Source organism: Bradyrhizobium sp. I71 (genome assembly GCF_022354745.1).
GTDB classification, from domain to species: Bacteria; Pseudomonadota; Alphaproteobacteria; order Rhizobiales; family Xanthobacteraceae; genus Bradyrhizobium; species Bradyrhizobium liaoningense.
The window spans coordinates 7539136-7552430 of record NZ_CP059398.1; the positions used below are offsets into that span (position 1 = coordinate 7539136).

Genomic DNA, 13295 nt, shown 5'->3' on the forward strand with positions numbered 1-13295 from the left:
GGGCTCAGCTCCACGAATATGCGAACTTGTCGTCCGCGATCGAGACGCGTGTCTGCTTGATCTCTTCCTTGGCAAGCGATTTGCTGAGGAATTCGCGCGACAGCTCGGGCAGCAGGGTATTGGTGATGATGTTGTCGATCATGCGCCCGCCGGAATCCGGATCGTTGCAGCGTGACACGATGTGCTCCACGACTGCATCGTCGTAGCTGAAGGCCGCGTTGTGATTGTCGCGCAGTCGCCGTCCGATCCGGTCGAGCTGCAGCCGGGCGATGCCGGCGAGCATCTCGTCCGAGAGCGGGAAGTAGGGGATCGAGACGATGCGCCCGAGCAGTGCGGCTGGAAATACCTTGAGCAATTCCGGCCTCAGCATCTTGGCGAGTTCTTCCGGCTCATTGCGATACTTCGGATCGCGCGAAAGCCCCATGATCAGATCGGTGCCGACGTTGGTGGTCAGGATGATCAGGGTGTTCTTGAAGTCGATCCGTCGCCCGTTGCCGTCTTCCATGACTCCTTTATCGAACACCTGGAAGAAGATCTCGTGGACGTCGGGATGGGCCTTCTCCACTTCGTCGAGCAGGATGACACTGTAGGGCTTGCGCCGGACGGCCTCCGTGAGGCGACCGCCTTCGCCATACCCGACATAGCCGGGAGGCGCTCCCTTGAGGGTCGAGACGGTATGCGCCTCCTGGAACTCCGACATGTTGATCGTAATCATGTTCTGCTCGCCGCCGTAGAGGGTTTCGGCGAGCGCCAGGGCAGTTTCGGTCTTACCAACGCCGGACGGTCCGGCCAGCATGAACACGCCGATCGGTTTGGACGGGTTGTCCAGCTTGGCACGGCTGGTTTCAACTCGCTTGGCGATCATCGTCAAGCCATGGGACTGGCCGACGACGCGGCGGTTGAGTATCTCCGGCAGCTTCAGCACGGTTTCGATCTCGTCCCGCATCATCCGGCCGACCGGGATGCCCGTCCAGTCGGACACCACGGACGCCACCGACTGCTGGTCCACATGGGCGTAGACCATCCGATTTTCCGGATTGATGCCCTCCAGCGTCTCGAACTTGCCGCGCAGCTCCGCGCGCTTGGCGGCCGGATCCTGATCTTCCTTGGGTTCGGACAGGATGTCACGAATGCTGCGGATGTCCTTGACTAGCTCCTGCTCCTTGGCCCAGTCGGCCTCGAGATTCGTCAACTTGTCCTTCAGTGTTGCGATATCACTGTCGATCGCGGCAACGCGCTCGTTGTCCTCGATGCCCAGGTCGCTGTCGTTGACCAGCGCCGATTTCTCAGCTTCGCGAGCGGTGATCGCGACGCGCGTATCCTCGATCAGGGCCGGCGTCGCGCTCTGGCTGATCGCCACGCGGGCCGAAGCGGTGTCGAGCAGGCTGACGGCCTTGTCCGGTAGCTGTCTCGAGGGAATGTAGCGGTGCGAGAGGTTGACGGCTGCAACGATCGCAGCATCGGAGATGCGAACACCGTGGTGCTTTTCCATCGGGCCGAGAAGGCCCCGTAGCATCACGCAGCAGGTCTCGACGTCAGGCTCATCGATCTGGATCGGCTGGAAGCGCCGCGTGAGCGCGGGATCCTTCTCGATGTACTGGCGATACTCCGCCCACGTGGTGGCGGCGATCGTGCGCAGCGTGCCACGGGCGAGGGGAGGCTTCAGGAGGTTGGCCGCATCACCGGTGCCGGCTGCGCCGCCGGCGCCGATCAGTGTGTGGGCTTCATCGATGAACAGGATGATAGGGGTCGGTGAACTCTGCACCTCATCGATCACCGAGCGCAGGCGCTGCTCGAATTCGCCCTTCATCGAGGCGCCGGCCTGCATCAGACCGATGTCGAGCGCGCAGAGCCTGACACCGCGTAGCGGTGGCGGCACGTCACCGGCGGCAATTCGCTGGGCGAATCCCTCGACCACGGCCGTCTTGCCGACGCCGGCCTCTCCCGTGAGGATCGGATTGTTCTGCCGCCGCCGCATCAGAACGTCGATCAGCTGGCGGATCTCTTCGTCCCGACCCAGGATCGGGTCCATGTCGCCCGACTTGGCCTTGGCCGTGAGATCCTGCGAGAACCGGTCGAGCGGCGTCGTCCCCTTGGGGCTCGCCTGATCCGCGCCCTCCGTGCCGGCGCCGACCAGCCCCGAGCCGTCCATCGGACGCATGGACTCCTCGTCGGAGCCGGCCCAGACGGCGCGGCGCTCAGCGGCCAATGCGTCGACGTTCACCTTTGCAAATTCCTGGGAGAGGTTGTTCAGCGTGCGACGGATGTCATTCGACTTGAGCCCGGCCACCAGCAGATGGCCGGTGCGGATCTGGGTTTCGCCGAAGAAGAGCGTGGCGTAGTGCCAGCCGCGATCGAGAAGATCGATGACCGGATTGGCGACGCCCGGCATATCGGTTTCGTTCTTGCGGAAGCCGTTGATGACGCCAGCAAGGTCCGACAGCAACCGTGACCGGTCGAGCTTGTAATGGTCGACCGAGAGGCTGAGGTCGGTGCGGTCCTGCTGCAGGATATGAAAGAGCCAGTGCGCAAGCTCGACGTTACGGTTGCCGGCGCTCTTGGCGTGGCGGAGAGCCTGTATGAAGGCGTCATAGCCAGCCCGGTTCAGTTTGCCGGTTACCGCTTCAAGGCTGATGTCGGTCACGGCGGCCCCTCCTGCTCAATTGCTCCGCGGATGCCTCGCACCTGGCGGAATTGCCTCGAATCCCATGATGTTAGGACGACAGGGGTGGCCGATAGGTTCAAATCGCCGCGGCATCCGCTGCGCTGCTCCGACGGGCTCTCAAGCGCTCGCCAAGCTGAAAGCGGGCATCGCGGCGATATTCTTCCGTGGACGTCCAGTTCGGCGAGACCCAGGTGGTCCATCCAAGTCGTCCGCTCTGGCCGAGTCTGACCGGGGCGACCTCTCCCGCTGGAATGGCGAGTTCAACCTCCCACTCCAGTTCGTCGCCGATATAAAAGAAGACGGCGTCCGCCAGCGGTTCCGACAAGTTGCGGCTCTCGGTCGGCAGAAACTGCTCGTATTGAGCAAAATTCTTGACGAAGACCCGAACCCTGATCTTGTCCTCGACGCTGAACACCCGTGAGCCGAGAAGAGCGTCTCGACCGAGGCTGGCATGTGCCTGCCCGATCCGGCTGCAGTGACTTGGGTCGAACGCGAGCCAGGTCCCGACAAACTCGTCGATCTCGACTTTGACATCGAACAGCCCCTGCAGGAACCGCGTCAGCCGTGATGCGCACTTCGCCCTGGGAGCGACAAGCCCGGCGAAGCCGAGCTTCGCCATGTCCGGTACGGTGTCCCGATTGGCGAAGACGTCGGAGCCGAGGCCCGCGAAGGAGCCGACATAGGCGATGAAGCGATCCTCAGCCGGCCGATCGTGCTGCGCGATCGGGCGCGCATCGGCCCAGGCGCGAAAAAACAGCTGCAGGAAGCGCCCGTTGAGCAGGTCGAGAAATCGCGGGAAAGCGTCATCCCGCATGAGCCACCAGCTGAGACTTTCATCGGTGGTGGCAAGCGGCAGCGCGCCCTGCGGCCCGAGCAGACCCAGAAACTTGACGAGTATCCTGAGCCGGCCGTCCTGGTCGTCGACCGCTGCAAGATTGGAGGCGGGGAACTCCAAATAGGGGACTTGGCCGAGGTCAACATACTCCTCGCGGCGCGCGGCGCTGTCACCGATCCGCGGTCGATCCCGGTTGGCTCGCTCCAGCTGGCGCAGCGTATTGAAGAAATCGAACCGCCAGGGTTCGGACTTCATCTGGTCGATCAGCGTCACAACGGTCTCCGCGTGCCCATGCGCGGTTGCCACCGCATGATCTCGCCGCGCTCCGGCGTGGAGATGACTGTCTGGGTAAACGTGTTGAAGCCCGAATAATCGGCGAAGAATCGCTCCAGTACGGCTCCGAGCAAGAACACGCCGCTCCCCTCGAAAGCCTTCTCGTCGAGTACGACGGTGATCTCCAGCCCGCGCGCTGCGCCGCTACCCGTGCGCTCTCGCACCCGCCGCACTACCGGCCGGCTTTCGATCGAGCGCACGCCGCGGATCTTGCGTTCCGTGGCGTCGTCGTACTGGTCGGCGAACAAAGACAGCATTTCGCGCAGCGCGCCGGCGTTCTTGCCGCCGCCACGCTCGACAAGGCCAAGGTAGTTCAGGCTCAGCATGTTGATCAGCCGCCAACTGACAACTCCGCTATTGGCGACCTCGCTGCGGCTGCGCAACTGAGCCACCACCGGCTCCCGTGGACGTGTGGGACCGGCGACGCACACCAGATCGAGGGACGTATCATCCAGCAGGCGGAAGTCAGCGCCGCCGTGGCCAACCGGCAGGTGCTCCGTGAGGTGCCGATTGGAGCACAGCGCCCGGACGCTGAGTTCGGCAACGGGGTTTTCTCCGCTCAGCTCACCAGGCTCGAGCAGTGACAGGAACATGTCGGTCCCGGTGTAGTCGGACGATGAGCCGTACGTCTTCTCCTCCATTGTGCGGCGTCGAGGCAGGCGGCGGACGGTGAAATAGAGACCCTCGACCGATCCGCTGGTCGGGTCGACGGCAGCCGAATACAGCGGGCGCACCAGCCGCTTGTCCTTCTCCGCCGGAAGGTGCGCGTAGACTTCGATCACTTGGTGCGGTTCGTATTCGAGATAGCGACTACGATCGGGCACCACGTGGTATTCGTGGGTATTCGATTTGACGGGGATGCGATCGCTCGTCTTCTCGAACAGATTGATCGCCGGCGCAGTATAGAGCTTGAAGCTGTCGGGACGCACCGCGGCAGCGAGCCGCGAATTGTGTTCATCGAAAGCGAAGACGATATCGATCGACTTGCTGCGCAGGCGCGGCATCACGCTGCGAAGTCCGGTCAGGTTGACCCCAAGGAACTTGCGTGGAAATGCGAAATATTCCCGCAGCAGCTCCGAGCCTCGGAAGATCCGATTATCGTTGGGAAACAGCGACTCGTTCTCATCGAAGCCGATCTGCTGAACGCAGTCGAGCGGCGCACGCGTCACCACGGGATCGCCGAAGTCGTCGAGATGGCGGAAGTAGACACCCCTGCAATTCGCGATCAATTGCTCGTAAAGCGCGATGGAATCCGACTCCGCGCCGGAGAGGTAGATCGGGAGCTCGCCCACGCGGCAGCCTGCGAACCAGGTTTCCGGTTTGGTCCGGGCCTCGGTGTCGGGCGGCTCCTCCTCGAGCCGGGCCGCGGTACGGTGGGTCAACGACAGTCTCAGTCCCGCTATGACATCGCCGCCGACCGGTATCCCGAGTGCCTGCAGTGCGCCGGCTGTCGAAAAGTATTCGGCGCCGTTGAGGTCGAACGGCCAGAGCACGATATCGCGGCAAAGTCGAAATCGGCAGGCGAGGCTTCGTTCTCTCTCGCGGTACGTGGCGTCGAAATACGCGCCGCGCGCGATCTTCTTGCCGTCGCGCAGCGCCGGATCGGCATAGGGTGGCCGCGCCGCGACCAGCATGGCCGATGGAGTCGGGGCAAGATAGTTCGGAACCAGCTGTTCGAGCAGGTTTGCGGTGAATTCAGGAAATTCGTGCTTGAGCTTCAGCTGGACGCGGGCGGCGAGAAACGCGGCGCCCTCCAGCAGGCCGGTGATCATCGGATCCGAGCGATCCCGGATCAGGCCGCCGAGGCGTTCCGCGATTCCGGGGAATTCTTCGGCGAAGTCTCCCGCCTGCTCGTACAGCAGTGACAGTTCACGATTGTAGAAGTCCAGGAATTCGCGGTTCATGCTAAAGTCGGTTGATCTGAATATCGCCGCTGTCGAGCTCGACGTCGGCGACGAATTCCACGGGAACGTTGAGCGGTTCAGCTTTCATGTCGGCGTGAACGATGAAGCGCAGCTTGAGCTGCTCAGGGCCGACCGAGCCGTCACGGCGGACACGGATCGTCTTGCGATCGAGCCTCGGCTCAAAAGTCGTCAGGGTCTCGCGTAGCGCGTCGCTGAGTTCATCGTCCGTGACCTCGTCGATCGAACGATGGGCAATATCGGGAAAGCCATAGTTCAGGATCGACATTCGCACGCAATCCCGGCCGGTCATGTCCAGCGTCGATTCCAGAGCGATCGTATTGAGGAGCGTTTCGAGGTCATGGGAGACCTCGCGCCGCAACAATGTTTCCGAGATCGGATGGCGTCCGGTGCTGCGCCGGCCCGCGATGATCCGTTCACCGGACTGGTCGCGCAGATTGAGCTCCTTGCGCGCATCACGTGCCTCGTGAGCCGCGCGAAAGGCCAGCATGAGCGGTGGAGAAAGCCGATCCTTTTTTGGCGTAAGCGTCATTCCGGTCCCCATGTCGGCCGGCGCATATGCAGCTTCAGGGGCGGCAATTGGCGTCCGGCGTGACCTGCCGTGATCAAACGTCCAGCCCGAAAACCGGGATAGCCCGAAAGGTGCGGGCGGGATCGCGTCGCATGGCACCGGTTTCCGCTATCGGTAACCGGCGCCAGACGAGGAGCCGTAGATCAAGCCCATTCCTTGTTGGCAGGAACGTCCCAGCCGAAGGTCGGCGACGCGCCGGCGGCGCCCTTCTCCGTCTGGGACTTGTAAGTCATCTTGACCTTCGCGAAGTTCAGACTCACGTTCTCGGTGAGACGCTCTTCGCCGTGCGATCCGCCGGTCGACACGCTGGTGACCAGAACGTGCTTCATCTCGATCTTGAGATATTCCAGTGGGTTCTCGCCGGCCTTGCGAACGGTGAGGATCGCGGTATCAATGTGCTTGCCGTTCGCGCAGACCTTGAACAGTTCCGGCGTGGCCTTGTCAACGAAGTGCGTGAAGTGGAGATCCTGGACGCTGACCTTGCCGGCGCCGCCGCCGGATCCGCTGTGGAATGTACCGGTCTGGCTTTCGCCGAAAGACCAGCTCAAGACATCGATTTCGTCAGGATGTTTGTCGTCCTTCGATTCGCCCTTGATCGGATCGAGTTTCAAGAAAATATCGACAGCCATAGCATAATCCTCTCAAAAATCTTGATAGTGACGGTCGCGATGACGTGACGTCAGGAGCTCGGGCCTGGCAGGCGCGAGACGAGGCTGAGGCCGACGTCCATCGCTTCAAGTTGAAAGTGGGGACGGAGAAAGAAGCGTGCGTTGTAGTATCCCGGGTTCTCCTCGTTTGCTATGACCTCAACCTTCGCAGCGGCCAGCGGCTTGCGCGCTTTCTGAGCTTCTGACGACAGGGCTGGATTGGCATCAACGTATTCGTTGATCCAGGTCTGCAGCCAGACCGTCAGCTCATCCTTCTCCTTCATGGATCCGATCTTGTCGCGAACCATGCACTTCAGATAGTGCGCAAAGCGAGACACTGCGAACATGTAGGGCAGACGTGACGATAGGTTGTCGGACGCGGTTGCATCCACGCCTTTCTCGCCGAAATACTTCTTCGGCTTGTAGAGCGACTGCGCACCGATGAAGGCCGCCTTGTCGGTGTTCTTGCGATGGATCAGCGGGATAAGGCCCGCCTTTGCAAGTTCGTGCTCGCGACGATCGCTAATGGCGATCTCGGTCGGGCATTTCAGGTCGACGCCGCCGTCGTCGGTCGGGAACGTGTGCGTCGGCAGGTTGATGACCTCGCCGCCGGACTGCACACCGCGGATGCGCGTACACCAGCCGAACTCCTTGAAGGCGCGGTTGATATTGACTGCCATCGCGTAGGCGGCGTTGATCCAGCCGTATTTGTCGCCGGTATGCCCGTCGGTTTCTTCCTCGAAGGCGAACTCCTCCACAGGCTCGGACTTGGCGCCGTAGGGGAGGCGACCCAGTACCCGCGGCATGCAGAGACCGAGATAGCGTGAGTCATCCTGGTCGCGCAGTCCCTTCCAAGCCGCATATTCCGGCGTGTCGAACACCTTGCCGATGTCGCGCGGATTGGACAGTTCGGTCCACGAATCCATTCCCATCAGCGTGGGTTCGGCCCCGGCGAAGAAGGGGGCGTGGGCCGCGCCGGCAATCTTGCTGAGATCGCGCATCAACTGCACGTCGGTGGGCAGATGGCTGAAGTAGTAGTCTCCGATCAGGCAGCCGAACGGCTCGCCACCCAACTGGCCGAATTCGTACTCGTAGACCTGCTTGAACAGCGGGCTCTGATCCCAGCGGGCGTCCGGGTAAAGCCGGAGGTTGCGATAGAGCTCACTCTTGGAGACGTTCATCACGCGAATTTTGAGATTGGCGTCCGTCTCGGAATTGAAGACGAGGTAATGCAGACCACGCCAGGCGCTTTCGATCGCCTGGAACTCCGGTGCGTGGAGGATCTCATTCATCTGCGCGGTGAGCTTCTGGTCGATCCGCGCGATCATCTCCTCGATGGTATCGAGGACGTCGGATTTGATGACGCTGGTATCCTTCAACGCTTCCTGGACGAGCGTTGATACCGCGTTTTCGACTTCGGTCGCCGCGCGTTCGGTGCGAGGCTTGAAGCTTTGCTTCAGCAGGGTCGCGAACTCGTCAGCCTCGACGGTCCCGAGCTGAGTAACGGTTGCTTTCTGACCAGCTTCTTTTGCCATGGTCCCCAGTCCTTCCCTTATTTCTCAACGTCGGGTTCGGTCGGCTGGCTGGCTGCGCGCTCCTGCAGCGCGGCCATCAGTTGCGGGTCGCTGAGAAGCTTCTTCAACTGATCCTCGGCGGCCACCTTGCCGTCCATGTAGCGCAGCAGGTTGGCGAGCTGTTCGCGGGCCTCCAGCAGCTTGGCCGTGGCTGGAACTTGCCGGGCGACCGCCACCGGCGAGAAGTCGGCCATCTTGTTGAAGCGCAGGGCGACGGAAATCTTCTCGTCGGGCGCATCGCCCAGACGATTGGCCACGCGTGTCGTCACGCCGGGTTGAATTGCCGCCATGCGGTTGTCGAAATTGTCCATGTCGAACTCGAGGAATTTGCGCTCCTCGACCTTGGACTTCTCGACGCCGGCATTGTTGCCGGAAAGGTCGGAGAGGACGCCCATGACAAACGGCAGCTCGATCAGCCGCTCGGCGTCATAGGGATCTTCGTATGTGATGTGCACGCGCGGTGCGCGGTTTCGCCGGATGAATTTTTGACCGCTGTCCGTAGCCATGGCTGCCCTCTCTACAAAATCGCTTTGGAAACCGACTTGCGCGACGCAGGCTGATAAGGCGGCTCAACTCGCATTCGACAAGCTTCCTTATGTCCTGTTAGTGCCGTCGAGCGAAAAGCGGGTTCAATGCGATTTGTCGATTGTCTTGAGCGTCCCCTCGGGCAGGACGTCATTCAAGAGGCTGAGGAAGTCTCGCTGCGCGAGATCGCGCGCGCGATCGACCAAAAAAGGGATCGGGCTGGACGGCTCTGCGGCTCGGAAAAATGCCGCCACCTTCGCCAGCAGGCCCAGAGCTTGAGTTCTGTTTTCTGCACAAAAAACAATATCTTGAGATGTGTTCTCGACCGTGGACGAGGGTGTTATGGCGAGCTCCGCCATCCGTTCGATCGGCAGGTCGAAAACCTTGTCGCGCCCGATGTTGATCGCGGCGCTCTCCACGTGGGTGGGCACCAGCATCCGCATCACCTCGATGAATGACTTGCCGACCATTTCCTGCGCCTGACGCACCAGCAACAGCGCCGGGTTGGACGGTTCCATTCGGGAAAAATAGTCCGCTGCGGCCGCAAGTGCTGCGGTGGCCTGCGCTGACGAAGCCAGCGCGCCGGTCGTTTCCAGTGGCGCTTGCGCGTCAACTGGCGCGGCATCGTCCGGTAGCGCGGCCACTGCGGCCGGATCACGCTCCGTGACAAGCCCCGCAAGCCACGCGGCCATACCGTTTACGACTCCGGAGACTCGATCGAGGCTGATGGGTTGACCCGTGTTCAACTTTTCGTGCCAGATCGCCTTGATGCCTGAAATTTCAGCCGCGACCGCCGAGCACCGGGCACTCACGGCCTTGAGGGTGTCGAGATCCGTATCGCCGATGATGCGCTCGATGGTCGCTAGATCGGGGCCGCCCGCGTCGGGATCGCCGGACGCAATTTCGCCTTTGGCGACCTGATAGGCCCGGTAATTGAGGCTGCCATGCCTGCGGTTTTCGATCAGCGGAAGGAATTGGAGGGGGTTGATCACGGTTGGAAACACATCGATCGCTTCGATCGTGACGGCCCGAAGAGCGTAGTCGTCGTCTTGGGCCCTCGGATGCACCGCTTCCCACTGATCCCTCAGCAGCGTGGTGGTCGCCTTCAGGCAATTCAGAAAGCCGTCGAGATCCCGGTTGAGGATGGAGAACTTGGCCAGCAGCATGTTCAGCCGCAGATCGCGGGTGCGCGCCAAAAGGGGTCGTACGGCCTCGAACTGGCCCGCGATATCGACGGCCTTCGGATCGAATCGTCCACGCTCTCCATTGGCGTTGACGACCTCGAAATACGACATCGGCAGCAGGGATTCCGCACCTGCGAAAAAATTGAGGTACTGGATGTCGCCGGCGGCGTCGAGATCCGGCCCGCAGGGATCATCGGCCGCTATGGCCTGGGTGAGGGATGCGACGTCGAGCATGCGAGGATCGTCCGTCTCCTGAGCCATCCGCCCCTGTGCCGAAGCCCGTGTCGTCCAGAGGATCGGGCAGGGGAAGATCACGATCTGATTGCCTTGGTAGGTCAGATCGATGATGGCCCAGGTTCATTCCCCGACGATCATGACAGTTTCGCGTGAACCGGCAAGCTCTTGGAGGCGACTATACTTGAGGGGCGAGGTGGTTCTTTGGACGGCTGCCGTGGCGCGTCAGAAGGCCCACCCACCCTCGGGGCGGACTTGCCGGCCCTGTCAGCGGCAGAAGGGATTTCCGTGGTTCTTGCATGACGCCTGATTTGCACTTCTGCCGATCACGCGGACGAAGAGGGAGTTAACGCCCACATGGGCCAGCTTACCCAGGATACCCGCCTCTGCGAGCTCAAGACGCCTCTCGGCAAAGACGTTCTGGTTTTCGTCGGATACGAGGCTTCGGAAGGACTTAGCGAACTCTTCGAATATCGCATCGAGTGTCTCAGCGAGGATGCCGATCTCGACTTCGACCGCGCGATCGGCAAGCAGTGTACGCTGACCATCAAGCTGCACGAAAAGGAACGCGAGTTCAGCGGCATTCTCACGGAAGCCCAATGGCTGGGGGTGAAGAACGACTACTTCAGCTATCGGATCGTGCTGAGGCCTTGGCTATGGCTGTTGTCGCGAACCACCGATTGCCGGATATGGCAGGACAAGAAGGCGCCCGACATCATCAAGGAGGTCTTCAACGATCGCGGCTTCACCGATTATGAATCCAAGCTGACCGAAGAGGGCTCCTGTCCGAAGCTCGAATATTGCGTTCAGTACCGGGAGACCGATCTGAATTTCGTTTGCCGGCTGATGGAACAGCACGGCATCTACTACTATTTCAAGCACGAGGGCGGCAAGCACACGCTGGTGTTGGCGGACTCCAAATCGTCGCACAGCCCGATCAACGGTCTTGCCACGATACCCTACATTCCGCTGACGGGAGCCGATCGGCGCGGCGAGCAACACATCTACGAATGGGTCGCGGAACGCCAGTTTCGGACCGGAAAGGTCGAGCTCAACGACTACAACTACCAGAAGCCCAACGCGCAGATGATCAGCGACGCCAAGGGTAACGAGCACTACACGCGGTCGGAGATGGAATTCTACGACTATCCAGGCAAGTTCAAGGAGAAATCCGACGGCGAGCGTTACGCGAAGATCCAGCTCCAGTCCGAACAGGCCATGGACCGGCGGCGGCGCGGCAACGGTGACGCGGTCAACCTGTTCCCAGGCGGACTGACCAAGCTCGAAAAGCACCACAAGGACTCGCAGAACATCGAATATCTCGTGGTGCGAGCCACCCATTCGTTCTCGATCGAATCCTATCGCACTGGCGGCCCGAGCGACGCCGGCCAACACGTCTATTTCGGCAGCTACGAGTTTCTGCCGAGCGATCGGCCGTTCCGCGCGCCGATGCTGACGCCGAAGCCGAGGATCAACGGCGTCCAGACCGCCAAGGTAGTGACCAAGGACGACAATTCCAGCGAGGAGATCGACGTCGAAAATCTCGGCGAAATCTATGTCCGGTTCTTCTGGGACCGGAAGAAAAAGCGGTCATGCCGGTTGCGCGTCGCCCAGGTCTGGTCCGGCAAGAAGTGGGGCGGTCAGATCATTCCGCGCGTCGGACAGGAGGTGGTCGTCGAATTCCTGGAAGGAGATCCGGACCGGCCGCTGGTGATCGGCACGGTGTATAACGACGAATACAAGCTGCCCTACGATCTGCCGTCCAAGAAGACGATCGCGGGATTGAAATCGGACTCCACCAAGGGGGGCGGCGGCTACAACGAGTGGAACTTCGAGGACAAGAAGGGCTCCGAGAAGATCACGGTGCACGCCGAGAAGGACCACGACGTGACGGTCCGCGACACCGAGACGCGGACCATCGGCGAAGCCGCGCTCGGTGGTGACACCCGCAAGACCACACTCGTCAACGGCAATGACAAGCTCGACATCGAGCTGGGCGGCCAGCATATCACCATGACGATGGATCAGTCCGTCAACGCAGGCCTGACCATCACGCTCATGGCGAACGTCAACATCACCCTGCAGGTTGGCCCCAGCCAGATCATCCTGACCCCTGCGGGTATCGTCATCAACGCGCCGACGATCGCGATGACGGCGCAGGGCGCCATGGCACTTGCAGCCGGGGGCCCGCTGGGCGCCCACGGCCTGCCAACTCTTGTCGGCTGACCGCTATGAGCCAGGTTCGGTTCGCTACGGTGCAGGATCTGTTTCAGGCCTTTCCCATGGCGCGCCACGACGTCGGCAAGGCCGAAGTCGACAAGCCTTCGCTGGACTTCCTTCAGGACGCCACCGATGCGCGCAATTGGCACGGAGCCGTCTCTTTCTGCGCCTATCTGCTGCCCAGGCGCGTGGCGGTTGCCTGGGGATGCCGCTCGTTGCGACGGATGTTCGACCAGTTCGACGCCAACGACAGCAGGTCGCTGAATTTCGTGGAGACCTGGGTCCGGCAGCCGGACGAGCAATCCCGGAACAAGGCGCTGGCGGTCGGCAATGCCAACGATCCCGAGCAGCCGGCGACATGGCTGGCGCTGGCGGCCGGATGGTCCGGCGGAAGCGTGGTTCCGGCAGAATTTGCGCCGGTCGAGGCCAAGCCCGACCAAGCCGCGCGCGCGGTGCGGGCGGCCCTGCTGATCGCCCTTTGCCGGCTGCCCCGCGAGTCCCGGGACCGGATAATGACGGCATGCCTGGAGGATGGTATTCAATTGGCACGCGGCGAACCGCGCCCTCCGCGCTGATGAGACGATG

The 13295-nt window shown here is 61.7% G+C and carries 10 protein-coding genes; 2 read left to right on the plus strand and 8 right to left on the minus strand.

The window, feature by feature from the left end; genetic code table 11:
• Positions 1 to 4: 4 nt before the first annotated feature.
• The 8 genes from tssH to FJV43_RS35825 form a co-directional block, all read right to left on the minus strand.
• A complete protein-coding gene (gene tssH / locus FJV43_RS35790; RefSeq protein ID WP_239623587.1) occupies positions 5 to 2644 on the minus strand; it encodes a type VI secretion system ATPase TssH in 2640 nt (879 codons plus the stop codon).
• A 97-nt stretch (positions 2645 to 2741) separates the two neighbouring features.
• Positions 2742 to 3806, minus strand: coding sequence for a type VI secretion system baseplate subunit TssG (gene tssG, locus FJV43_RS35795; RefSeq protein WP_239623588.1), 1065 nt, complete (start codon positions 3804 to 3806; stop codon positions 2742 to 2744).
• The gene (gene tssF, locus FJV43_RS35800; protein ID WP_239623589.1) at positions 3770 to 5737 is read right to left on the minus strand and encodes a type VI secretion system baseplate subunit TssF; all 1968 of its coding nucleotides are present in this window, start codon (positions 5735 to 5737) and stop codon (positions 3770 to 3772) included. Before tssF ends, tssG begins: the two co-directional genes overlap by 37 nt.
• 1 nt (position 5738) lies before the next feature.
• Positions 5739 to 6287 (minus strand): type VI secretion system baseplate subunit TssE, encoded by a 549-nt coding sequence (gene tssE / locus FJV43_RS35805; protein ID WP_345946211.1) that lies wholly within the window; start codon positions 6285 to 6287, stop codon positions 5739 to 5741.
• 182 nt (positions 6288 to 6469) lie between these two features.
• Positions 6470 to 6955, minus strand: a complete 486-nt coding sequence (locus FJV43_RS35810) for a type VI secretion system tube protein Hcp (protein ID WP_028178524.1) — start codon at positions 6953 to 6955, stop codon at positions 6470 to 6472.
• Between the two features lie 50 nt (positions 6956 to 7005).
• Positions 7006 to 8508, minus strand: coding sequence for a type VI secretion system contractile sheath large subunit (gene tssC / locus FJV43_RS35815; RefSeq protein ID WP_028178525.1), 1503 nt, complete (start codon positions 8506 to 8508; stop codon positions 7006 to 7008).
• A 17-nt stretch (positions 8509 to 8525) separates the two neighbouring features.
• On the minus strand, positions 8526 to 9053 hold the full coding sequence (tssB, locus tag FJV43_RS35820; RefSeq protein WP_028178526.1) for a type VI secretion system contractile sheath small subunit: 528 nt from the start codon (positions 9051 to 9053) through the stop codon (positions 8526 to 8528).
• 123 nt (positions 9054 to 9176) lie between these two features.
• Positions 9177 to 10490, minus strand: coding sequence for a type VI secretion system ImpA family N-terminal domain-containing protein (locus FJV43_RS35825; protein ID WP_239623591.1), 1314 nt, complete (start codon positions 10488 to 10490; stop codon positions 9177 to 9179).
• Positions 10491 to 10847: 357 nt separating this feature from the next.
• On the opposite strand from FJV43_RS35825, the gene tssI reads away from it, so the two are divergent.
• Both tssI and FJV43_RS35835 read left to right on the plus strand, forming a co-directional pair.
• A complete protein-coding gene (gene tssI / locus FJV43_RS35830; RefSeq protein WP_239623592.1) occupies positions 10848 to 12716 on the plus strand; it encodes a type VI secretion system tip protein TssI/VgrG in 1869 nt (622 codons plus the stop codon).
• 29 nt (positions 12717 to 12745) lie between these two features.
• Entirely contained in the window at positions 12746 to 13285 is a 540-nt protein-coding gene (locus FJV43_RS35835; protein WP_239623593.1) for a hypothetical protein, read from the plus strand.
• The last annotated feature ends 10 nt before the right edge of the window (positions 13286 to 13295 follow it).

Excerpts from the sequence above, each read along its gene's own strand:
- tssI (WP_239623592.1), top strand. The coding sequence starts at position 10,848 with ATGGGCCAGCTTACCCAGGATACCCGCCTCTGCGAGCTCAAGACGCCT.
- tssF (WP_239623589.1), bottom strand. The coding sequence starts at position 5,737 with ATGAACCGCGAATTCCTGGACTTCTACAATCGTGAACTGTCACTGCTG.
- tssC (WP_028178525.1), bottom strand. The coding sequence starts at position 8,508 with ATGGCAAAAGAAGCTGGTCAGAAAGCAACCGTTACTCAGCTCGGGACC.
- tssE (WP_345946211.1), bottom strand. The coding sequence starts at position 6,287 with ATGACGCTTACGCCAAAAAAGGATCGGCTTTCTCCACCGCTCATGCTG.
- tssB (WP_028178526.1), bottom strand. The coding sequence starts at position 9,053 with ATGGCTACGGACAGCGGTCAAAAATTCATCCGGCGAAACCGCGCACCG.
- FJV43_RS35825 (WP_239623591.1), bottom strand. The coding sequence starts at position 10,490 with ATGCTCGACGTCGCATCCCTCACCCAGGCCATAGCGGCCGATGATCCC.
- FJV43_RS35810 (WP_028178524.1), bottom strand. The coding sequence starts at position 6,955 with ATGGCTGTCGATATTTTCTTGAAACTCGATCCGATCAAGGGCGAATCG.